Raw genomic sequence first — 21,450 nt, forward strand, 5'->3', positions numbered from 1 at the left:
CGGGGTCGTAACTGGTCGGCAGCCGCGGGTCCCGCGTACGGACGCGTACGGACGCGTACGGCAGCCCGCGCGGCGGAGCCGCATATCGACACAGGAACGTGTTCTAGCCGATGGCCCCTTGTATAGCCCAATCCCCATGCACTGGGAAGACTGCTGACGGGTTGTCAGATAGGTTGACCGGCCCTGTCCCGCCCGCCCGGGACACATGTCATGGGTCTGTCCCTGACAACCGCATCTGCCCAGCTCACCCATGGCTTCCGTAACCTCGGACCATGCCTGCCAGAACCACGGCCACCTCGGATACCCCGGACATCGAGCGGCGCAAGCCGCCCGGCCCGCGCGCCTTCCTGCCCTGGCTCTTCATGCTCACAGGTGACGTCAAGGACCTGGTCCAGGGCAGGACCCCGCTGCCGTGGCTCGGCGCCGCCGGGGTGACCGCCTTCTGCGCGCTGTACGTCACGGTGGTCTACACGGGCCTCGACAAGCGCCGCCGCTCCGCCCCGCTGTGCCTCGGCTCGCTCGCCGGGCTGGCCGCCCTCACGTACGCCCTGTCCATCGGCTACGCGGGCAACTGGCTGCTCTGCTTCCCGCTGCTGTCGCTGGCCACCGGCATCGTGGTCCGCGGCCGCCGGCTGGGGCCGCTGCTGCTGGGGTACGCGGGCTCCGCCGGGGTCGTCTCCGGCTGGCGCGGCGGCTCGGACGACGCGCTGACCGTCCCTTACGGAACGGTGCTGTCCGGCCTGGTGGCCGCGGCGGTCCTGTCGCTCTTCGACACCGTCGCCGAGCTGCGCGCGACCCGCCAGGAGCTGGCCCACGCCGCCGTCGAGCAGGAGCGGCTGCGCTTCTCCCGCGATCTGCACGACCTGCTGGGCCACACCATGTCGGTCGTGGTGGTCAAGGCCGAGGCCGTACGCCGGCTCGCCCCGCGCGACCTGGACGCCGCGCTGGGCCAGGCCGCCGACATAGAGGCCGTCGGCCGCCAGGCCCTCACCGAGATCCGGGAGGCCGTCACCGGCTACCGCGAGGGCAGCCTGGCCACCGAGCTGGACCGCGCCCGCTCGCTGCTCGACGCCTCGGGCATCGACGCCGTGGTCCGCCGGTCCGGGCCGCCGCTGCCCCCGCAGGCCGAGGCACTGCTGGGCTGGGTGGTCCGCGAGGGGGTGACCAATGTGGTGCGGCACAGCGGGGCGCGCCGGTGCGAGATCGAGGTGGGTCAGGGGGCCGATCAGGTGCATCTGGAGATCGTCGACGACGGGAACGGCGTAGGCTCCCGTTCCGCCGGTGCGCCCGACAAGTCCGCGGCGGGCGCGGCGGACAGGGTCGGCGGGACGGGGCTGAAGGGCCTGGCCGAGCGACTGGCCGCGGCGGGCGGCTCGCTGGAGTCCGGCCCGGCCGGGCGCCGTGGCTTCCGGCTCGCGGCCGCGCTGCCGGTGGACCAACACGACGCGGACGGCGAGGAAGAGGGACCGATGGACGTCAAGGGGGTCCACACCTCGTGATCAGGCTACTGCTCGCCGAGGACCAGGGCATGATGCGGGGCGCGCTGGCCCTGCTGCTCGGCCTGGAGCCGGACTTCGAGATCGTCGCGCAGGTCGGCGACGGCGACGAGATCGTGCCCCGCGCGCTGGAGGCGCGGCCGGACGTGGCCCTCCTCGACATCGAACTCCCGGGCCGCAGCGGCCTGGACGCCGCCGCGGCGCTGCGCGAGGAGCTCCCGGGCTGCCATGTGCTGATCCTGACCACCTTCGGCCGCCCCGGCTATCTGCGCCGCGCGATGGAGGCGGGGGCCTCCGGGTTCCTGGTCAAGGACGGCCCGGTGGAGGAGCTGGCCGTCGCGGTGCGCCGGGTGCTCGCGGGCGAGCGGGTCATCGACCCGGGCCTGGCCGCGGCCGCCCTGAGCGCGGGCCCCAACCCGCTGACGCCGCGCGAGCGGGACGTGCTGGCGGCGGCGGTGGACGGGGCGACCGTCGCGGACATCGCCGCCAGGGTCCATCTGTCCCCCGCGACCGTCCGGAACTATCTGTCCTCGGCCATCGGGAAGACCCAGACCCGCAATCGCATGGAGGCGGTGCGGGCGGCGCGGCAGAACGGGTGGCTGTGACGCGGAGGGGCGGCCCCGCGGCGCGCCCCCGTCGCGCCGCCCCGGGGCCGCCCGGCCCGTCGCCTCAGGTCACCTCGGTCGCCGTGGCCACCTCGGTCGCCGTGGCCATCTCGGTCAACGCGGTCACCTCAGCTCGGTGATCTTCACCGGCGTCTCCCGGCCGGTCTTCGTCAGGGCCTTCAGCTGCTCCTTCTTCACGGCCGCCCGCCGCGTCTGCTTCTTCACGTCCTCCAGCCGTATGGCGGGCCCGAGCCGCGTCCGCTTCCCCTTGTCGTCGTAGAGATCGATGAAATCGTCCGGCACCCCGGCGGCCGGGCGCTCGCTCACGATCCAGCGAACGTCGGTGCCCTTCACCGAACTTATCTTCGGCTCGTCGGTCGAACCGCCCTTCCAGTGGACCACCACGCGCTCCACCTTCGGCGCCAGCCACGCCAGGCCCACCGGGGCGGCCTCGGCGCCCTGGTGCTGATACGAGCCGCCCAGCAGCGTCTCCCCCTTGCCGGGCTTCGGCGACACCCAGTCCGCCATCGTCCGCGGCTTCCCCGTGCCCTCGGTCACCCGGGTGGAGAACCAGGTCACGCCGATGCGCAGGTTCTTCGGGTACTTCCCCTCCCACCTGTCGTCCAGGATCGGATAGGCGTCCCCCCGGCGCATCGCCAGGTCGTACTGGCGGTGTGCCTCCTCCTTCGTCCGCGCGGGCCCGTAGACGGTGACCGAGACCTGCCAGCGCTTCCCGTCGGCCTTCCCCTTGCTCACCACGGTGGTGACCGGGTGCAGCGCGCCCGGCGCGGACACCGGGGCGGCGGCCGCCGTCGCCGTCCCGCCCTGGCCGGAGCCGCCGAAGTCCCCCAGGCTCACCCCTCCGGCCACCAGCACGGCCGTGACCGCCAGGGCGGTGGCCCCCGCTGCTCGGCGGCGGGTCCTGCGCCGGCGGCCGTCGCGGACCACGTCCGGGTAGGGCGCGGGTCCGACCGTCACCTCGTCCGCGATCGCGGCCAGCCGGCCCGCCACCGCGCCCGTCTCCCGGTCCGGGTCGTTCCCGTGCTCGGACTCCACGTACCACGACTCCCTGTTCATCGCGCCTCCCCGTGACCCGCGGTCACGCCTTCGAGCGCCAGCGCGGCCCGGAGCTTCGCCAGCCCCTTCGCCGCCTGGCTCTTGACCGTTCCGACCGAGCAGCCCATGGCGCTCGCCACCTGCGACTCGCTGAGGTCCTCCCAGTACCGCAGCACGACGGCCTGGCGCTGCCGGGGCGGCAGTTGCGCCAGGGCGTGGCGCAGCATGGCCCGGTCGTCGGCCAGGGCCATCCGGTCCCGGTCGGTCGCCTGGTGGGCCAGGTCGCCCGGGCCGAAGGTCAGGAACTCCTTCAGCCTTCTGCGGTGCCGCCGCGCGTGCTCGTTGACGAGGATGCGGCGCACATAGGCGTCCGGCTCGTCGGCAGCGCTGACCCGCCGCCATGCCACGTAGGTCCGCACCAGGGCCGACTGGACCAGGTCCTCGGCGGTGTGCTGGTCGCCGCTGAGCAGATACGCCGTGCGCAGCAGCCTCGGCCATCGCGTGGTGACGAACTCCCGGAACTCCTCGTCCCGGTTCGCCGTCTTGTCCCCCATGGGCACCTCCTTCGCTCTACGGAGTCCATGGGGGCGGCGAACCGTTGCCCGGCCGCGGAGGAATTCTCAGGCGCGTCGGCGCGGCAGGGCCACGGCCATCAGGACCACAGCGGCCGCGATGATGCCCGAGGAGACGGTGAACGCGTGGGCGTATCCGGCCGCCAGCGCCACCGGCCCCGGCCCGTCAGCGCCCCCACCGCTGCCGCCGCTGCCGCCCTCGGTCGCGGCGATGCGCTCGGCGGCGACCGTGGTCAGCACGGTGAGGCCGAGCGCGCCGCCGATCTGCCGGCTGGTGTTGACCAGGCCCGCCACCAGCCCGGCCTCGGACGGCGCGGCGCCCGAGGTGGCGGCCGAGGCCAGCGGGGTCATCATCAGCCCGGAGCCGAGCGACATGACGATCGCGGGGCCCAGGACCGTACCGGCGAAGGTGCCGTCGGCGTCCATCCGGCTCTGCCAGGCATAGCCGACGACGGCCAGGATCCCGCCGGTCATCGCCAGCGCCTTGCCGCTGAACACCGCCATCAGCCGGGGCGCGAGCTTGGAGCCGAGGACGATGGACAGGGTGTGCGGGAGGAAGGCGAGACCGGCCTCGACGGGGCTGAAGTGCAGCACGTTCTGGAGATACAGCGACATGAAGTACCACATCGCGAACATGCCGCCGCCGCACACCAGCATCACCGAGTTCGCCGCCCACACCGCCCTGATGCGGAACAGCCTCAGCGGCATCAGCGGGGCCCGGGTGCGCGCCTCGACGGCGAGGAAGACGCCGAGCAGGGCCAGCCCGCCGAGCAGCGGTACCAGCGAGGCGGTGGCGGCCCAGCCGTGCCGCTCGGTCTGCACGATGCCGTACGCGAGCGAGGAGACCCCCGCCGTGACGAGGACCGCGCCCGGTACGTCGAGCCGGCGCCCGGCCGCCGCCCGGCTCTCGGCCAGCCACACCGCCCCGGCGACCAGCACCAGCGCGCCCACGGGCACATTGACCAGCAGCACCCAGCGCCAGGAGAGGTAGTCGGTGAGCACCCCGCCGACCAGCCCGCCCGCGGCGCCGCCGCCCGCGCCGACCGCCGTCCAGGTGCCGATGGCCCGGGTGCGGGCCGCGCCGCCCGGGAAGGAGGTGGTGAGGATGGTGAGGGTGGCCGGGGAGAGCACGGCCGCGCCCAGGCCCTGGGCGGCGCGGGCGGCGACCAGCTGCCAGGGCTCCTGGGCGAGTCCGCCCGCCAGGCTGGCCACGGTGAACAGGCCCAGGCCGACGAGGAAGGCCCGCTTGCGCCCGAAGAGGTCGGCGGCCCGGCCGCCGAGCAGCAGAAACCCGGCGAAGGTGAGCGCGTAGGCGTTGATCACCCACTGGAGCGCGGTCTCGCCGAGCCCGAGGTCCGTACGCATCGACGGCAGCGCGACATTGACCACGGACACATCGAGGACGACCAGGAACTGCCCCGCACACGCGGCCAGCAGCACCGCCCAGGCCGGTGGGGTGACACGTGCTGCGGCGGACGAGTGACCTGTGGCGGAGGGGGTGTGGGCCGGCATGGGCGTGATGCTGGCACCGACCCATGCACAGTGCATCGTATTTTTGTCGTACCTACCTGGGTCGTTGGGCGTAGGGCTCGCACGAAAGGCGCATGTGCACGGGCACAAGCGGGGGTGCGCGCCCGCCTCGGGCGTGGACCGTGCGCCCCGGGCCCCGGGGCGTGTGCCGTGCGAGCCCCGGCTCGTACGGGTACGGGCCCGGCTGCGCGATGCGCGGTCGCGCGTTACGCGGGCGCCGGGTCGCGCGGCAGCCCCAGCATCCGCTCCGCGACGACGTTCAGCTGCACCTGCGTCGTACCCCCGGCGATGGTCAGACAGCGGGACATCAGAAAGCCGTGCAGCGCCCGCTCCCCCACGCCCTCGCGCACCGCGCCCGCCGGGCCGAGCAGTTCCAGTGCCAGCTCCGCGACCTTCTGCTGGTGCGCGGTCTGGATGAGCTTGCGGACGCTCGCGCCCGCCCCCGGCTCCACGCCGGACACCTGCCGCAAGGTGGTGCGCAGCGCCAGGCACGCCAGTGCGTGCGCCTCGGCCGCCAGCGCCCCGACCCGCTCCCGCACCCAGTCGTCGGCGCCGACCCCGTCGGCGGCCGTGCGCGCGATCAGGGCCTCCAGGCCGGTGTCGAAGGTCAGCTGGTCCGCCATGTGGACGCGCTCGTTGCCGAGCGTGTTGCGGGCCACCGCCCAGCCGCCGTCCACCTCGCCCACCACCGCGTCGTGCGGCAGCAGGACGTCGTCCAGATAGACCTCGTTGAAGAGCGACTCCCCGGTGATCTCCCGCAGCGGGCGGATGTCGATCCCGGCGGTGCGCTCCATGTCGACGAGGAAGTAGGTGAGCCCCTTGTGCTTGGGCGCCCGGGGGTTCGTACGGGCCAGCAGGATGCCGTGGTGCGCCCGCCGCGCCCCCGACGTCCACACCTTCTGCCCGTTGACCCGCCACCCCTCCTCGGTCCGCTCGGCCCTCGTCCGCAGCGCCGCCAGGTCGGACCCCGCCTCCGGCTCGGAGAACAGCTGGCACCACCGCAGTTCGCCGCGCAGCGTCGGCAGCAGATAGCGCTCCCGCTGCTCCGGCGTCCCGTACGCGATGAGCGAGGGCACGACCCAGGTGGCGACCCCCAGGTCGCCGAGGACCACCCCCGCGTCGGCCAACTCCCGCTGCACCGCGAGCTGCTGTACGGGTCCGGCGCCGAGCCCGTACGGGGGCGGCAGGTGCGGGGCGGCGTGGCCGGTGGGCGCGAGGGCGCGGCGGGCGGCGCCGGGGTCCAGGCCGCGCGCCGCCCCGATCGCGGCCCGCGCCTGCTCCCGGTGCCGCTCGTAGTCCCGGCGGACCTCCCCCTCCGCCGGGAGCTCCAGCCGCAGCTCGCGCCGCGCGCCTGCGGCGGCGAGCCGGGCGGCCCGCAGCCGGTGGGCGCCGCCCGGGCCGAGCAGGGCCCGGGCGGCGGTGGCGCGGCGGAGGTGGAGGTGGGTGTCGTGCTCCCAGGTGAAGCCGATGCCGCCGAGGATCTGGATGCAGTCCTTGGCGCAGCTGTGGGCGGCGTCGAGCGCGGTGGCGGCGGCGAGCGCGGCGGTCAGGGCGCGCGCCCCTTCCTCACCCGCCTCGCCCGCCGCGCGGGCCGCGTCCCAGGTGAGGGCGCGCGCCTGCTCGACGCGGACGAGCATGTCGGCGCACAGGTGCTTGACCGCCTGGAACTGGCCGATGGGCCGCCCGAACTGCTCGCGCGTCCTGGCGTGCGCGACCGCGGTGTCCAGGGCCCACCCGGCCGTCCCGCAGGCCTCGGCGGCGAGGAGGACCGCCGCCAGGTCCCGTACCAGCCCCGGGTCCACCGCGAGCGCCCGGTCGGCGGGGACGGCCGTGCGCGTCGCCCTCACCTCGGCGGTCGGGCGGGTCGGGTCGGCGCCGTCGTGGGCGCGGATCTCCAGGTCGCGGGCGTCGACGGCGAACCACGCGGTACCGCCGTCGGCGGTCGTGGCGGCCAGCACGACGAGGTCGGCCTCGGCCGCGCCGAGCACGGGCGGGGCGCACCCGTCCAGCGCCCAGCCCCGCGCCGCGTCGGCCGGGGTCGCGGTGAGCGATCCGGCGCCCAGGGCGACCGCCCCGACGCACACGCCCTCGGCGAGCGCGGCGGTCAGCTCGCCCTGCCCCGCGCGCGCCAGCACCGCCGAGGCCAGCACGGTCGGCAGATACGGCCCGGGGAGCGCCGCGCGCCCGGTCTCCTCCAGGACCACGGCGAGGTCGAGCAGCCCGCCGCCGCCCCCGCCGTACGCCTCGGGCAGATGCGGCCCGAGCAGCCCCTGCCCGGCCAGCCCGGCCCAGTACGCGGGCCGCCCCGACCCGCCCGCGGGGGCGTCCAGCAGCTTGCGCACCTCTTCGGGCGGCACGGCCCGCGCACACCACCCCCGCACCGCGCGCGCCAGTTCCCGCTGGTCTTCCGTGATGGCGATGCCCATGGAGCGCCTCTCTCGGATCTCGAACCGGCCGGCCGTGGGCGATGGTAGAACGTGTTCCAATCTGACGGAAGGTCAGATGACAGGACGGGCACGAGGATGTCGCGAATCCATGGGGCACCCCCGCCGCCCCGCCGCCGCCGAGCGGTACGGCACGATGACCCGGTGACCCCTCCTGCCTCCGCCCCCACCGAGACCCCCGAGACCCCCGAGACCCCCGAGACCTCCGGGCCCCCCGACGCCGCCACGCTCGCCGCGTTCCGCGCCGCGAAGGGCTTCATGCCCGTGGACGAGGGCCTCGCCCTGTACGCCGCCGCCGCTGACGCCGCCGGCGCGCTGCGGCTGCCGCTCCTGGAGGTCGGCACGTACTGCGGCCGCTCCACGATCCTGCTGGCCGCCGCCGCCCGCGCGGCGGGCACGGTCGCGATCACCGTCGACCACCACCGCGGCTCCGAGGAGCAGCAGCCCGGCTGGGAGTACCACGACCCGGAGGTCGTCGACCCGGAGGTCGGCCGGATGGACACCCTGCCGACCTTCCGCCGCACCCTCCACGCCGCCGGTCTCGAGGACCACGTCATCGCGGTCGTCGGCCGGTCCCCGCAGGCCGCGGCGATATGGGGCGGACCGGTCGGGCTGGTGTTCATCGACGGCGGCCACACCGACGAGCACGCGGCGGCCGACTACGAGGGCTGGACCCCGCACCTGGCCCCCGGCGGGCTGCTGGTGATCCACGACGTGTTCCCCGACCCGGCCGACGGCGGCCAGGCCCCGTACCGGATCTACCGCCGCGCGCTCACCTCCGGCGCCTTCGCGGAACTGTCCGTGACCGGCTCGCTGCGCGTTCTGCGGCGCGTGGGCGGGGGCGTGGCCGGCTGATTCTCTCCCCTGCCCCGCCCCTTCCTGACGGGCCCGGACGGGCACGACCCCCGCGCCTCCGCACACGTCCGCGCCCTCCATGGCGACCGCGGCGTCCACGCCTGGCCCGAGCAATGCCCGACAACCTCGGCCGGGCTTCGTGAACACTCGACAGCCGACGCCATCCACTACGCTGACACCAGCCGTGCGACCGAGTCGGCGATCAGGGATCGAGGCCCGCACCGCTCCGTGACACGCCCGGAGGAAGCCGTGACCGCCGAACTCCCCGACTGGATGATCCCGCCCAGGCCGAGCGGCTGGGAAGCGGACGACCTCGATCACCTTCCCCAGGCACCGCGGCACACCGAACTGATCGACGGGGCCCTGATCTTCATGATGTCGCCGCGGCGGTCCCGGCACTCCCGGCTGGTGGAGAACCTGACCTTCGCCCTCCGGCAGGCGGCCCCGGCAGGACTCGAGACCGAGCGTGAGATGACCATTCGACTCGACAAGAAAAGTCGGCCCGAACCAGACATTCTGGTCACCACCGCCTCATACGACCCGGACCGCACCTGGTACGCACCCGAAGAGATCGCTCTGGTCATCGAGGTCGCCTCGGAGGAGTCGGCGGATCGCGACCGGTCCCTGAAGCCCTTCAAATACGCACAGGCCAAGATCCCCCACTTCTGGCGCATCGAGGACGAGGCCGGTGCCCCCACCGTCCACACCTACGAACTCGACGACATGACCAGCACGTATGTGGCCACCGGCATCCACCGTGACCACTTGAAGGCAACCGTCCCGTTCTCGCTCGACATCGACCTCAAGAGCCTCGTGCCCTGACACCCTGACCCCGACCCGGCGCACCGCGCGACAAGGGCCCGCGACCGACTGTGCGCCCCGCCCGCGGGCCTTCACCCCGCACGGCTACCATCGCCCGGGTGCCGAACGGAAGCTTTCCCCCCAGCCCCGGCCGCCCCGGCCGCCGCGGCGGAACCCTCGCGGTCGTGCTGACCGCGCTGGTGCCCGCCTGTCTCGCCGGCTGGCTGATCTGGGACTCCATGGGCGACTCGAAGAGCGGCGGCGTCGCTCCCCTGCCGACCGCCGACAGCACCTCGATCGCCCCGCCCCGGAGCGGCGGCGCGTCGGGCGCGGCCACCCGAGATCCGGAGGGGGACAAGGGAGACCCCGGCCGGTCACTCGCCGGCAAGGTCGTGGTCATCGACCCCGGCCACAATCCACACAACCGCGACCACACCTCCGAGATCGCCCGCAGCGTCGACATCGGCACGGCGAAGAAGGAGTGCGACACCACCGGTACGGCCACCAACTCCGGCTATTCCGAGGCGTCTTTCACACTCGACGTCTCACGCCGCGTGCGCACCCTGCTCCAAGACCGGGGCGCCAAGGTCGTCTTCACCCAGGACGGCGACCGGGCGTACGGACCGTGCGTGGACGAGCGGGCGGAGATCGGCAACAAGGCGCACGCCGACGCGGTCGTCTCCGTCCACGCGGACGGCGCGGCGGCCGGGCAGCGCGGCTTCCATGTCATCCTGCCCGCCTCCGTACGCGGCGGCGACGCCGACACCTCGTCGATCACCGCGCCCTCCCGCCGCCTCGGCAAGCGGCTGGTCTCGGGCTTCGAAGCGGCGACCGGAGACGCGCCCGCCAACTACATGGGCGACGGGGACGGCCTGAAAGTGCGCGATGACCTCGGCGGACTCAACCTGTCCACCGTGCCGAAGGTGTTCATCGAGTGCGGCAACATGCGTGACCCGAAAGACGCGGCACAACTGACCGACGCGGCATGGCGGCAGCGCGCCGCACGGGGGATCGCACAGGGCATTACGGACTTCTTGAACGGTTAACGCAACAACTCTCCGAACGGCAGGTCACGAGCGGGACACCGATCGGATACCCCTGCTCACCGGCGGCAGAATCACCCGTACGATGGGGCACCACCCCCGACGCCTTCGCGCCATGCGCCCGGCGACTGCCGTCCGTACCGACGAAACCGACAAAGGACCTCTACGTTGAACATCCGCTCCCTCACTCGAGGCGACGGCGTGGTGATCGGAGCAGCGGTGTTGCTCTTCATCGCCTCGTTCCTCGACTTTTACTCGTACAGTTGCAGCGGTCAGTACTGCGGCAGCAGCCCCAGCGTCAACGGATGGAAGTCCGACTTCTTCCCGGTGCTGCCGTCGATCTTCCTGGCTGGTGTGATCGCTGCTGCTCTCATCGTCTCCGCGCGCTTCCAGCCCGCGGGCCGGAACCTCTTCGGGCTCTCGCTCGACCAGTGGGGCACCGCGCTCGCGGTGTTCGCCGCCTGGAGCTCGCTGTGGACGATCATCGGCGGGCCTGACGGACTCGACAAGGGCGTCGGCCAGATCCTCGGCCTGATCGCCAACCTCGCGCTGGCCGCGGGCGCCCTGCTCACGCAGCGCATCCCCGCCCTGAAGCTCCCGCTGATGAACGCCGCCGCCCCGGCGGCCGTGCCTCCGTACGGCGCCGCCCCGCAGCCCGGTTACGGCTACCCGGGCCCCGGCGGTGCGCAGCCCGGCGCCCCGGCCCCGTACGGTGCCCAGCCCGGTCAGCCCGGCCAGCCGTTCGGCGCCCAGCCGGGCGCGGGCCAGCCGACCCCGCCTCCGGCGGCGGCCGGCTCGGACTTCACCCCGTTCTGGTTCGCGGTGCCGGTGGCCCGTCCGCTGTACGCGGAGGACGGCTCGTCGTCGACCATCGCCGAGCTGGCCCCCGGCACCTGGTACCTCGCGGTCGAGCAGCGCGGTCAGGCGCTGGTCGCCCAGACGCAGGACGGCCGTCGTGGCGTTCTCCAGGACACCACGGGAATCCAGCGCGGCTGACGCCCACGGGAAACTCATCGGCCCCCCGCCCGGTCAAGGGCGGGGGGCCGTTGCCATTCCCGGACCCGGGCCGTACAGTCCGACCGTCATGCCACCTGACATACCGTCATGTCGCGCACGGGGATGGAGGGACGCCATGCGGCTCGGACTGGCGCTCGGCTACTGGGGCCGCGGCCCCGACCCCCGCCATCTGGAACTCGCCCGGCAGGCCGAGCGGTTCGGCTATCACTCCGTCTGGACGGCCGAGTCCTGGGGTTCCGACGCCTTCACCCCGCTCACCTGGATCGCCGCCCACACCAGCCGCGTCAGGCTGGGCACGGCCGTCGCACAGATGGCCGCCCGCACCCCCACCGCCACCGCGATGCACGCCCTCACCCTCGACCATCTCTCCGGCGGCCGGATGATGCTCGGCCTCGGGCTGTCCGGCCCGCAGGTCGTCGAGGGCTGGTACGGGCGCCCGTTCCCCAAGAGCCCGCTGACCGCCACCCGCGAGTACGTGGACGTCATCCGCCAGGTGCTGCGCCGCGAGGCCCCGGTGCGGCTGGACGGGCGATTCCATCCGCACCCGTACGCCGGGCCGGACGCCACCGGGCTCGGCAAGCCGCTGAAGCCGATCGTGCACCCGCTCCGGCCCGATCTGCCCCTCCTCCTCGGCGCCGAGGGCCCCAAGAACATCGCGCAGACGGTGCGGATCGCCGACGGCTGGCTGCCGCTGTACTGGTCGCCGCAGCGCACGGAGCTGTACGAGGCGGCGCTCGCCGAGGCGCCCGAGGGGTTCATGGTGGCGCCCATGGCCCAGGCCCGGGTGTGCGTGGACGTCGCCGAGGGGCTGCTGCCGGTGAAGGCGATGCTCGGCTTCTACATCGGCGGCATGGGCCACGCGGCCCGTAACTTCCACGCCGACCTGATGGCGCGCATGGGTTACGAGGAGGAGGCGCGGCGGGTCCAGGAGCTCTTTCTCGCGGGCCGCCGCGCGGAGGCGGTCCAGGCGGTCCCGGACGCGTTCGCGGACGAGATCTCGCTGGTCGGGCCGCGCGAGCGGATCGCGGAGCGGCTGGAGCTGTGGCGCAAGGGGCCGGTGACCGACCTGCTGGTGACCGCGCCCGACCCGGAGACGCTGCGGACGCTGGCCGACCTCAACAGCTGAACGACTGCTGAAGCCGGTCAACGGCCGACACCCGGGCCCGGCCCGGTCCGGCCCGCTACCCGCAGCAGTCCGAGTCCAGCCCGCGCGGCAGCCGCTCCCCGCCGAAGACCGCCGTGGTCGGCTCGTCCCCGCCGAGCGCGGCCACCGCCAGCAGCAGCGAGCCCGCGGTCCAGGTGGTGCGCTCCTCGGGCCAGACGGCGTCGTCGTCGAAGACGTACCCCGTCCAGTACATCCCGTCCTCCGCGCGCAGCGGGGACTGGATCCACTGGAGTATCTCCACCGCCCGGTCCGACTCCCCCATCACCCACAGGGCCAGAGCGAGTTCGCAGCTCTCGCCGCCGGTGACCCAGGGGTTGGTGGACAGGCAGCGCACGCCCAGGCCGGGGACGACGAAGCGGTCCCAGTCGGCCTCGATGCGCTCCTTGGCGTCCGCGCCGGTCAGGGCCCCGCCGAGCACCGGGTAGTACCAGTCCATCGAGTAGTGGTCCTTGTTGAGGAACCGCTCGGGGTGGTGGCGGATGGCGTGCCCCAGCAGCCCCGCCGACAGCTCCCAGTCCGGCTGGGGCTCCTCGCGGTGTTCCGCGATGGCCAGGGCGCAGCGCAGCGCCTGGTAGACGGACGAGGAGCCGGTGAGCAGGGCGTCGGTCGCCGCGGTGCCGTCGGCCTCGCGCCGCCAGCCGATCTGTCCGCCGGGCTGCTGGAGGCCGAGGACGAACTCGACGGCGGCGAAGACGGTCGGCCAGACGCGGTCCAGGAAGGCGTCGTCGCCGGTGGCCAGGTAGTGGTGCCAGACGCCGACGGCGACGTACGCGCAGAAGTTGGACTCCCGGCCGGGGTCGGTGGGGTGTGCGGCGTCGACCCCGCTCGCGATGTCGGGGTAGGCGGCGTACCAGGAACCGTCGGGGTTCTGGTTGCGGGCCAGCCATTGGTACGCGGCCTCGGCGCGCTCCCGCTCGCCCGCCGCGTCCAGCGCCATCGCGGCCTCGATGTGGTCCCACGGGTCGAGGTGGTGGCCGCGGAACCACGGTATGGCCCCGTCGCCGCGCTGGACGGCGGCGATGCCCGCCACGGTCCGGGTGGCCTGTTCCGCGGTCAGCACGCCGGGCAGGACGAGGCGTTCGGTGCGGCCGGGCCCGGGGCCGAAGGCCGTCACGCCGCCCCCTGGGAGTCCTGGGCGGGGATGTGCGGCTTGGTCGCGTACGCCACGAAGCTCTTGCCGACGACCGGGTTGAGGGCCCGCTCGGCGAGCCGGGTGGCCATGGGCTTCTTCATGATGTCCCACACCAGCAGCTTGTGGTACGCCCGGACGGGCAGGGCCTTGTCGTTGTCCACCCCGAAGGCGCACTTGAGCCACCAGTAGGGGCTGTGCAGCGCGTGGGCGTGGTGGGTGCCGTAGGGGCGCAGCCCGGCCTCGCGCATCTTGCCGAGGAGTTCGTCGGCGCGGTAGATGCGGATGTGGCCGCCCTCGACCTCGTGGTACGCGTCGGACAGCGTCCAGCAGACCTTCTCCGGCCCGTAGCGCGGCACGGTGACCGCGATCCGGCCGCCGGGGCGCAGCACTCGCACCATCTCGGCGAGCACGCCCTTGTCGTCGGGTATGTGCTCCATCACCTCGGAGATGATGACGACGTCGAAGCTGTCGTCGGGGAAGGGCAGGGCCAGCGCGTCGCCCTCCATGGCGGTGGCCGTGGCGCCCGCGGGGGCCTCCCCGGCCTCCTTCATGGCGGCGAACCACTTGGCGACTTCCCGTATCTCCTCGCCGTTGCGGTCGAGGGCGACGACCCGCGCGCCGCGCCGGTAGCACTCGAAGGCGTGCCGGCCGGCGCCGCAGCCCAGGTCGAGCACGCGATCGCCTGGGGCGAGCGGGAAGCGGGAGAAATCCACGGTCAGCACGTGATCTGCCTTCTGATCAGGGGGAATCCGGCGGGTCGGGTCGGCGTGCGGGCGGGGGTCGGTGGGCCGGGCGGTCAGCCGGGACGGCGGGCGGCGGGCCGGGCGCGCAGGGATCCGGCCTGGGTCGCCTGGGCCGCGATGGCCTCGCGGTAGCGCTCCACCGTGCCGATCGCGGCCCGCTCCCAGGTGAAGTGCGCGAGGACCCGCTCCCGGCCCGCCGCGCCCAGCTTCCGGCGCAGCTCCGCGTCGCCCAGGAGCCGGGTGAGCGCGGCGGCGAGGGCGCCCGCGTCGCCGGGCGGCACCGCGAGACAGGTCTCGCCGTCGGGGCCCGCGACCTCGGGTATCGCGCCGCCGGTGGTGGCGACCAGCGGGGTGCCGGTGGCCATGGCCTCGGCGGCGGGGAGCGAGAACCCCTCGTACAGGGAGGGCACGCAGGCGATCTGCGCGCCACGCACCAGGTCGACGAGTTCGGCGTCGCTGATGCCCTTGACGAACTCGACGGCGCCTTCGAGTCCGTACCGGGCCATCGCCTCGGCCACCGGGCCGGTCTCGGGGCGCTTGCCGACGACGACCAGATGCGCGTCGTCGTTCTCGGTGCGGACCTTCGCGAGCGCCTCCACGAGGTGGACCAGGCCCTTGAGCGGCACATCCGCGCTGGAGGTGGTGACGATCCGGCCGGGCACCTCGGGCACGGCGGGGTCGGGGGAGAACAGCCGCGTGTCCGCGCCGATGTGCACCACGTGCACCCGCCCCGGGCGCACCCCGAGGTGGCCGACGATCTCCCGGCGGGAGGAGCCGGAGACGGTGAGCACGGAGGGCAGCCGCCGGGCCACCCGCTTCTGCATCCGGGTGAAGCCGTACCAGCGGCGCACCGAGGCGCGGCGCTTCCAGTCGGGCGCGGCGTCCAGCTCCAACTGCCGGTCGACGGTGATCGGGTGATGGATGGTGGTCACCAGTGGGAAGCCGACGCGGTCCAGGCCCAGCAGCCCGTAGCCGAGGGTCTGGTTGTCGTGGACGACGTCGAACGCGCCGCGGCGGGCGGCGAGATGGCGGCGGGCGCGCAGGCTGAAGGTCAGCGGCTCGGGGAAGCCGCCGGTCCACATCGTGCCGACCTCCAGCGCGTCGATCCAGTCGCGGAACTCCTCGCGCCGGGGCGTGCGGAAGGGGTCGGGCTGCCGGTAGAGGTCGAGGCTGGGCAGCTCGGTGAGGGTGACGCCGTCCTCGTCGTCGAGGATCGGATACGGCTGGGCGCCGATGACCTCCACGGTGTGGCCGAGCCGGGCGAGTTCGCGGGAGAGGTGGCGTACGTAGACGCCCTGGCCGCCGCAGAACGGATTCCCCTTGTAGGTGAGCAGCGCGATCCGCAGCGGTCCGTCCGGATCCCCGGGATCCCTGTCGACGGCGGCTGGAGGTGTGTCGGGAGTTGGTCCGGTCCCGGTCTCCTGCGCGGCCTCAGCGGTCACTCGCGCCCCCTCCTAGGTGCAACTCAGCGGGAGCGTAACCGCTCGCGTTTATCTAGAACAAGTTTCACTAACGGATCGCCCGAGAAGTCTCGAAGATACCTGGTCAGGACATCGGCACCGGCGCCGGGAAGGGTGATCCGCACCACTGCGGGCACAGGTCGGGGCGTTGCGGCGACGCGCGGGCGGCCCGCCGGATACTCGCGAGTAGCGCCGTCACCTGTCTCAACTGCGCAAACGCCGGTGTGGACGGCGACCCACCGCGCTAACCTAGAACGAGTTTCAGTGGTTCGCCACGCGCCCGTTCCGGCCCCCGGGACCGGCCGGCCGCCGGCGGATCACCTCTGTACCGCACCGAAGTGAGACAGATGACCGCAGAAGCCAAGCCGGCCTCCCTCCAGCTGACCGAGCGGCAGGAGGCGCGCCGTCGGCGGATCCTGCACGCCAGCGCCCGGCTGGCCAGCCGCGGCGGCTTCGACGCGGTGCAGATGCGCGAGGTCGCCGAGAACTCGGGCGTCGCCCTCGGCACGCTCTACCGCTACTTCCCGTCCAAGGTCCATCTGCTGGTCGCGACCATGCAGGACCAGCTCCAGCACATGCACGAGACGCTGCGCAAGCAGCCCCCGGCCGACGAGGAGCCCACCGCCCGGGTCGCCCAGACCCTGATGCGCGCCTTCCGGGCGCTCCAGCGCGAGCCCCATCTGGCCGACGCGATGGTCCGGGCCCTCACCTTCGCCGACCGCTCGGTCAGCCCGGAGGTGGACACCGTCTCCCGCCTCACCACCGCGATCATCCTCGACGCGATGGGGCTGGACGGACCGCCGACGCCCGAGCAGCTGTCCGCCGTGCGCGTCATCGAGCACACCTGGCACTCGGCGCTGATCACCTGGCTGTCGGGGCGCGCCTCCATCGCCCAGGTGAAGATCGACATCGAGACGGTCTGCCGGCTGATCGACCTCACCGCACCGGGGGCGCCAGGGGCGCAAGCGGCGCGCGCGACAGCAGAAAATCGCGAATAAGCTCTTTTGTGCGCCTGTGCGCTCCCCGTTGGCTCAATATGCGCGTTCACGGCAGGGGCAACCCCGGTAATCATCAACGACGCCCGGAACCGGGCAAAACCGCACGGGGTTGGAGGGACAGTACGTGATCCGGGTACTTCTGGTGCACGACTCTTGTTTGCTGCGATCCGCATTGGGGGGACTGATCGACGCCGAGCCGGACATCGAAGTGACGACGACATCGTGGCGTGACGCGCGATGCAGAGCCCGCTCGATACGACCACACGTCTGTGTGGTGGACACCCACTGTCCGGGCTCGGACGGGGCCGCGAGAAAGGGAGAATTAGCCAAGATATCGGGCGAGATATCGGGCAAGGACGGCCGGGGCGAGCTGCTGGTGCTGGCGGACGCGGAGCGGCCGGGGCCGCTGCGGCGGGCCCACGAGGCGCGGGCCCTCGGCTACATCGACCGGAACGCCCCGCCGCACCGGCTGCTGGACGGCATCCGGAGCGTCGCGAAGAAGGAGCGGTTCATCGACGACTCCTTGGGCTACGGCTTTCTCCAGGCGGCCCGGATGCCGCTGACCGCACGTGAGTTGAGCGTGCTCTCACTGGCCGCCGAAGGCGCCTCGGTCGCCGAGATCGCCCGCAGCCTGCACCTGTCCAACGGGACCATACGGAACTACATGGCCGCGATCACCCGGAAGACCGGGGCGCGCAACCGCGTGGACGCCATCCGCATCTCCCGGGGCAAGGGCTGGCTCTGAGAGCCCGCCGTCCCAGCTTCCCGCGAGATCGCGATAGAGCGCCGAGCGCTCCAGCAGCTCGGCATGGCGGCCGCAGACCGTGTGCCGACCGTCCATGACCAGCACGCGCCCGGCCCGGCGCGCCGAGCTGACGCGGTGGGCGATCACGATCAGCGTGGTACCGGGGCGCCGCGCGAAGGCCCGCTCCGCGCGGGCCTCGGCGGCCGGGTCGAGATGGCAGGTCGCCTCGTCGAGCAGCACCACGGGGGCGGGGGAGAGATAGGCGCGGGCGAGCGCGATCAGCTGGCGCTCCCCCGCGGACAGCGCGGCCGGGTCGACGTCGGCGCCCGGCCCGCCGAGCCGGGACAGCAGCGCGCCGAGCCCCATCTCGTCGGCGACGGCGGTCAGTTCGGCGTGGGTGGGGACATCGGGCTCGGGGCACAGATAGCGGAGGTTGTCGGCGAGGGTGCCCGAGAAGACGTACGCCTCCTGCGGAATCAGCACCCGCGGCGCTCCCGCGAGCCCCCGTACGGGCTCGCCGCACACCCGGATCTCCCCCGACCGCGGCTCCAACAGCCCCGCGATCAGACCCGCCAGCGTCGACTTGCCGATCCCACTCGGCCCGACCACGGCCAGATGACCACCCGCCGGCACGCGGAGGTCCAGGCCTTGGACGACGGGCGCGGCGCGGTCGCCGTAGGCGAAGGTGACCGAGCGCAGCTCAACGGCGGCGGGGTCGGGGCCCGATGGGGCCCGTCCCGGCGCGGCGGGGAGCGCCGCGCCGGCGGAGGGCGTCGGGCGAAGGGCCGTCTCCTGGGCGCCCGCGCCGGGGCTCCTCCCCGCAGGCCCTGCGCCCAGGCCCGTCCCCGGGGCGCCCGCGGCGAGTCCCGCCCCGGGGGCCGGTTCCGCGGGGGCGGTCAGCCGGCGGATCACTACCGCGAGTCGGGAGCCGCCTGTACCGAGTGCCTGCATCAGGCTCTGGAGGGCGGGCAGCAGCGACTGCTGGAGGTAGGCCAGCGCCCCCACCAGGGCGCCCGGCGTGACCCCCCGCGCCAGCAGCCAGGGGGCGGCCGCCAGCAGCAGTACGACGGGCAGCCGCCCGCCGACCCCCGTCGCGAGCACGCGCACCACGCCCCAGCGGGCGAGGGCGCGCGCCGCGCGGTACTCGGCGTCGATCCGCTCTCCCGCGGCCGCGCCGACCGGCTTCTCCGCCCCCGCCGCGGTGATGTCCCGCAGCCCGGAGGCGACGGCGCCGAGCGTCTCCGCGATGTTCTCGTCCGCTTCGAGGAAGGCCTCCTGACGGCGGGCCATCGGACGCAGCGTCGCCAGGAACAGCGCGAGTCCGAGGACCAGCGGCGGGAGGACGACGAGCAGCAGGACCGGGGCGAGCGAGAAGAGGCCGACCAGCGCGCCGGCCGCGACGAACACGAACGAGCGGGAGACCATGACCAGGCCCGCGAAGGTGTCGCGGGCGATCTCCACCTGGTGGGTGAGCCGGGAGACCGCCGTGCTGCCCGCGCCCTCGTCCCCGCCCACGGCCCGCGTCACGACGCGCCGCACGAGCCCGTCGCGCAGCGGCTCGACGAGGGTGGCCACCGCGCCGTAGACGCGGCCGGTGCCGTACGCGCCGAGGGCCACGGCCAGCGCGGCGAGCCCCAGCCAGGCCAGCCCGACGCCCCGCTCCCCCGCCAGGAACCCGTCGTCCAGGGCGCGGGCCAGCGCGTATCCGCCCAGGAACGTCTGCCCGGACTCCAGCACCGACCACGCCGCGAGCCGCGCGAGCACCCGGCGCCGCCCCCACAGAAAGCGAATGCCCTCGGCATATGGCCCCGGCCTGCCCCCGCCGCGCCCCGCCCGGCCGCCCCTTTTATACCGGCCGGATTCAGCCACCCTGAACGACCCCGTCCGCATATGGCACTTCCGATACGTCCTGCTCGCCGGATACATCCGGGTCGACGAACACCGCCCGGTACCCGGCCAGTTCCCAGAGGTCCGCGTGGCGGCCCGCGGCCCGGACCCGCCCGTCCTCCAGCCAGACCACCAGATCCGCGCGGGCCGCAGTCGCCGCGCGGTGCGCGACGATCACCCGGGTGCGGGGCCGCCGGGCGCCGGGGAGGCGGCCGGACAGGGCCCGGCTCACCCGCAGCTCGGTGACGGTGTCCAGGCTCGATGTCGCGTCGTCGAGGATCAGCAGCCGCCCGTCATGGGCGAAGGCCCGGGCCAGACCCAGGCGTTGGGTCTCGCCACCCGACAGCGGCGCGCCCGCGCAGGGCGTGTCGTACCCGTCCGGGAGCAGCCGTACGAAGTCGTCGGCGCAGGCCGCGCGCGCCGCCTCGACCACCCGCCCGGGCGGCGCCGGAGCGGGCCCCAGCGCGATGGTCCCGCCGATCGTGCCGCCGAGCAGCGCGGGGCGTTCGAAGGCGTAGCCGATCGCGCGGCGCAGCGCGTCGTGGGTGAGTTCGGGCAGTGGCACGCCGTCGAGCAGCACTTGGCCGCCGTCCGGGTCGGCGAGCCGCCCGGCGAGCGCGGCCAGCGTCGACTTGCCGGAGCCGGAGCGGCCGACCACGGCGAGGCAGCGCCCGCCCGGCACCACCAGGTCGACGCCGCTCAGCACCGCCCGCCCGCCGCGCACCGCCCGGACGTCGCGCAGCTCCAGCGTCCCGTCCCCGGGCGGCAGCGGGCGCGTGCCGTACGCGGTGGCGGGCTCGGCCAGGACGGGCGCGAAGCGACGGGCGGCGGTGCGGCTGCGCACCAGGCCGTTGAGGTGGCCGACCAGCATGCCGACGCCGGTGGCCAGCACCGCGTAGCGGGCGGCGGCCAGCAGGCTGCCGACGCTCAGCGCCCCCGCCGTCAGCCGCAGCCCGGCCACCGCCAGCACGGCGATCTGGAGGAGCGGGACGATCGCGGCGGCCCACGCGGCGGAGCGGCCCTGGACCCGCCACATGCGGTGCCCCTGACGGCTGAGCTCCGGCAGCGGCGCGAGCACCCGCGCCCGTTCCCGGCCGGCCGTCCCGGCCGCCGCGATGGTCCGCGCCCCGCCCAGCGCCTCCACCAGGCGGCCCGCGATCTCGCCCTGGCTGTGCTGGTAGCGGGCGACGCTGTCGGTGGTGTCCCGGACGAAGGAACGCAGCGAAGCGGCGAGCAGCGGCAGCCCGAGGAGGAACGCGAGGGCGAGCCAGGGGTCGATGAGGGCCAGCGCGACCAGCCCGCCGACCGGGGTGACGACGGCGGCGAGCGCCGAGGCGAGCGCGGTCGGCGCGGTCCCGGCCTGCGCGGCGTTCCCCACGAGCCGGGTCACCAGGTCCCCGGGCGCGAGCCGCCGTCCCGCGCGCGGCCCGGCGCGCAGCGTATGGCGCAGCAGACGGCGCCGCAGCCAGGCGATGGAGCGGGCGTTGGCGGTGCCGGTGAGGAGCGAGTCCAGCGCGTCCAGCACGACGAGCAGGCAGGTGAGCCCCGCGCTCCCCAGCACCCAGCGCCCGGCCGCCGCGCCATGGGGGTCGGCGAGCAGGGCGTCGAGCGTACGGCCGAGGACGGCGGGAAGCGCGAGCCCGACGGCGGCCGACGCGGTGCTGACGCAGAACACCGCGACCCCGCGGCCGAGACTGCGCCGCAGCAGCTGCCGCAACAGCCCGTCGCCCGCCCGCCCTTCGGCGTCTGTGCTGGTGGAAGAAGCCATACGCGGCAGGTCCTCGCCTCCTCGCGAGTGTGCGTGGCAGGTCGGGCGGGCCGGAAGCGCCGCGAAACCCCGCACCGGTCCGGAAGCCCGGCGCGAGGTCCGCGGGGACGCGGCCCCGGGCGGGTGATCCGCC

17 protein-coding genes and 1 pseudogene are annotated in these 21,450 nt (G+C 74.2%); 9 read left to right on the plus strand and 9 right to left on the minus strand.

The features are described from left to right. The first annotated feature begins 272 nt into the window (after window positions 1–272). Window positions 273–1,499 (plus strand): sensor histidine kinase, encoded by a 1,227-nt coding sequence (locus tag ACZ4WQ_RS02990; protein ID WP_361188302.1) that lies wholly within the window; start codon window positions 273–275, stop codon window positions 1,497–1,499. Next, on the plus strand, window positions 1,496–2,101 hold the full coding sequence (locus tag ACZ4WQ_RS02995; protein ID WP_311722862.1) for a response regulator transcription factor: 606 nt from the start codon (window positions 1,496–1,498) through the stop codon (window positions 2,099–2,101). The genes ACZ4WQ_RS02990 and ACZ4WQ_RS02995 overlap by 4 nt, the downstream gene beginning before the upstream one ends. A 123-nt stretch (window positions 2,102–2,224) precedes the next feature. On the opposite strand, the gene ACZ4WQ_RS03000 is transcribed toward ACZ4WQ_RS02995, so the two are convergent. The 4 genes from ACZ4WQ_RS03000 to ACZ4WQ_RS03015 form a co-directional block, all read right to left on the minus strand. Beyond that, entirely contained in the window at window positions 2,225–3,178 is a 954-nt protein-coding gene (locus ACZ4WQ_RS03000; protein ID WP_468021969.1) for a hypothetical protein, read from the minus strand. Continuing rightward, window positions 3,175–3,711, minus strand: a complete 537-nt coding sequence (locus ACZ4WQ_RS03005; RefSeq protein WP_398894785.1) for a SigE family RNA polymerase sigma factor — start codon at window positions 3,709–3,711, stop codon at window positions 3,175–3,177. The genes ACZ4WQ_RS03000 and ACZ4WQ_RS03005 overlap by 4 nt, the downstream gene beginning before the upstream one ends. Window positions 3,712–3,777: 66 nt before the next feature. Next, window positions 3,778–5,241, minus strand: coding sequence for an MFS transporter (locus ACZ4WQ_RS03010; protein ID WP_398369881.1), 1,464 nt, complete (start codon window positions 5,239–5,241; stop codon window positions 3,778–3,780). A gap of 224 nt (window positions 5,242–5,465) precedes the next feature. Next, window positions 5,466–7,685 (minus strand): acyl-CoA dehydrogenase, encoded by a 2,220-nt coding sequence (locus tag ACZ4WQ_RS03015; protein ID WP_468021970.1) that lies wholly within the window; start codon window positions 7,683–7,685, stop codon window positions 5,466–5,468. Window positions 7,686–7,961: 276 nt separating this feature from the next. Here ACZ4WQ_RS03015 and ACZ4WQ_RS03020 point away from each other — a divergent pair, with 276 nt between their 5' ends. The 5 genes from ACZ4WQ_RS03020 (at window position 7,962) to ACZ4WQ_RS03040 (ending at window position 12,545) form a co-directional block, all read left to right on the plus strand. Further along, window positions 7,962–8,558 carry a class I SAM-dependent methyltransferase gene (locus tag ACZ4WQ_RS03020; RefSeq protein WP_361188334.1) on the plus strand — a complete coding sequence of 199 codons (597 nt, stop codon included), beginning with the start codon at window positions 7,962–7,964 and terminating at the stop codon, window positions 8,556–8,558. 249 nt (window positions 8,559–8,807) lie between these two features. Beyond that, window positions 8,808–9,380, plus strand: coding sequence for a Uma2 family endonuclease (locus ACZ4WQ_RS03025; protein ID WP_468021971.1), 573 nt, complete (start codon window positions 8,808–8,810; stop codon window positions 9,378–9,380). 98 nt (window positions 9,381–9,478) lie between these two features. Further along, window positions 9,479–10,405 (plus strand): N-acetylmuramoyl-L-alanine amidase, encoded by a 927-nt coding sequence (locus tag ACZ4WQ_RS03030; protein WP_468021972.1) that lies wholly within the window; start codon window positions 9,479–9,481, stop codon window positions 10,403–10,405. 165 nt (window positions 10,406–10,570) lie between these two features. After that, entirely contained in the window at window positions 10,571–11,398 is an 828-nt protein-coding gene (locus tag ACZ4WQ_RS03035; protein WP_358843984.1) for a hypothetical protein, read from the plus strand. 136 nt (window positions 11,399–11,534) lie between these two features. After that, window positions 11,535–12,545: an LLM class F420-dependent oxidoreductase gene (locus ACZ4WQ_RS03040; RefSeq protein WP_358843985.1), complete on the plus strand. Its 1,011-nt coding sequence runs from the start codon at window positions 11,535–11,537 to the stop codon at window positions 12,543–12,545. A 55-nt stretch (window positions 12,546–12,600) separates the two neighbouring features. Here ACZ4WQ_RS03040 and ACZ4WQ_RS03045 read toward each other — a convergent pair whose 3' ends face one another. The 3 genes from ACZ4WQ_RS03045 to ACZ4WQ_RS03055 form a co-directional block, all read right to left on the minus strand. Further along, the gene (locus ACZ4WQ_RS03045; RefSeq protein WP_311722853.1) at window positions 12,601–13,698 is read right to left on the minus strand and encodes a prenyltransferase/squalene oxidase repeat-containing protein; all 1,098 of its coding nucleotides are present in this window, start codon (window positions 13,696–13,698) and stop codon (window positions 12,601–12,603) included. Beyond that, a complete protein-coding gene (locus ACZ4WQ_RS03050) occupies window positions 13,695–14,438 on the minus strand; it encodes a class I SAM-dependent methyltransferase (RefSeq protein ID WP_311722852.1) in 744 nt (247 codons plus the stop codon). Before ACZ4WQ_RS03050 ends, ACZ4WQ_RS03045 begins: the two co-directional genes overlap by 4 nt. 74 nt (window positions 14,439–14,512) lie before the next feature. Beyond that, a complete protein-coding gene (locus ACZ4WQ_RS03055; protein ID WP_311722851.1) occupies window positions 14,513–15,901 on the minus strand; it encodes a glycosyltransferase family 4 protein in 1,389 nt (462 codons plus the stop codon). A gap of 365 nt (window positions 15,902–16,266) precedes the next feature. Between ACZ4WQ_RS03055 and ACZ4WQ_RS03060 the strand changes: the two genes are divergently transcribed. Further along, entirely contained in the window at window positions 16,267–16,917 is a 651-nt protein-coding gene (locus ACZ4WQ_RS03060) for a TetR family transcriptional regulator (protein WP_311722850.1), read from the plus strand. A 124-nt stretch (window positions 16,918–17,041) separates the two neighbouring features. After that, complete coding sequence (locus ACZ4WQ_RS03065) at window positions 17,042–17,662, plus strand: response regulator transcription factor (RefSeq protein ID WP_352131258.1); 621 nt, start codon at window positions 17,042–17,044, stop codon at window positions 17,660–17,662. 231 nt (window positions 17,663–17,893) lie between these two features. On the opposite strand, the pseudogene ACZ4WQ_RS03070 reads toward ACZ4WQ_RS03065, so the two are convergent. Both ACZ4WQ_RS03070 and ACZ4WQ_RS03075 read right to left on the minus strand, forming a co-directional pair. Next, window positions 17,894–19,588 (minus strand): annotated as a pseudogene (locus tag ACZ4WQ_RS03070) (ATP-binding cassette domain-containing protein); the annotation flags it as partial. Next, the gene (locus ACZ4WQ_RS03075) at window positions 19,524–21,317 is read right to left on the minus strand and encodes an ABC transporter ATP-binding protein (protein ID WP_468021973.1); all 1,794 of its coding nucleotides are present in this window, start codon (window positions 21,315–21,317) and stop codon (window positions 19,524–19,526) included. The pseudogene ACZ4WQ_RS03070 and the gene ACZ4WQ_RS03075, both read right to left, overlap by 65 nt. Between the last annotated feature and the right edge of the window lie 133 nt (window positions 21,318–21,450).

It is taken from the genome of Streptomyces sp. NPDC028305, from assembly GCF_055569495.1.

Bases quoted from the DNA above. Each gene is read 5' to 3' on its own strand.
- ACZ4WQ_RS02990 (WP_361188302.1), top strand. From the start codon at position 273: ATGCCTGCCAGAACCACGGCCACCTCGGATACCCCGGACATCGAGCGG.
- ACZ4WQ_RS03000 (WP_468021969.1), bottom strand. From the start codon at position 3,178: ATGAACAGGGAGTCGTGGTACGTGGAGTCCGAGCACGGGAACGACCCG.
- ACZ4WQ_RS03005 (WP_398894785.1), bottom strand. From the start codon at position 3,711: ATGGGGGACAAGACGGCGAACCGGGACGAGGAGTTCCGGGAGTTCGTC.
- ACZ4WQ_RS03010 (WP_398369881.1), bottom strand. From the start codon at position 5,241: ATGCCGGCCCACACCCCCTCCGCCACAGGTCACTCGTCCGCCGCAGCA.
- ACZ4WQ_RS03015 (WP_468021970.1), bottom strand. From the start codon at position 7,685: ATGGGCATCGCCATCACGGAAGACCAGCGGGAACTGGCGCGCGCGGTG.
- ACZ4WQ_RS03020 (WP_361188334.1), top strand. From the start codon at position 7,962: ATGCCCGTGGACGAGGGCCTCGCCCTGTACGCCGCCGCCGCTGACGCC.
- ACZ4WQ_RS03040 (WP_358843985.1), top strand. From the start codon at position 11,535: ATGCGGCTCGGACTGGCGCTCGGCTACTGGGGCCGCGGCCCCGACCCC.
- ACZ4WQ_RS03060 (WP_311722850.1), top strand. From the start codon at position 16,267: ATGACCGCAGAAGCCAAGCCGGCCTCCCTCCAGCTGACCGAGCGGCAG.
- ACZ4WQ_RS03075 (WP_468021973.1), bottom strand. From the start codon at position 21,317: ATGGCTTCTTCCACCAGCACAGACGCCGAAGGGCGGGCGGGCGACGGG.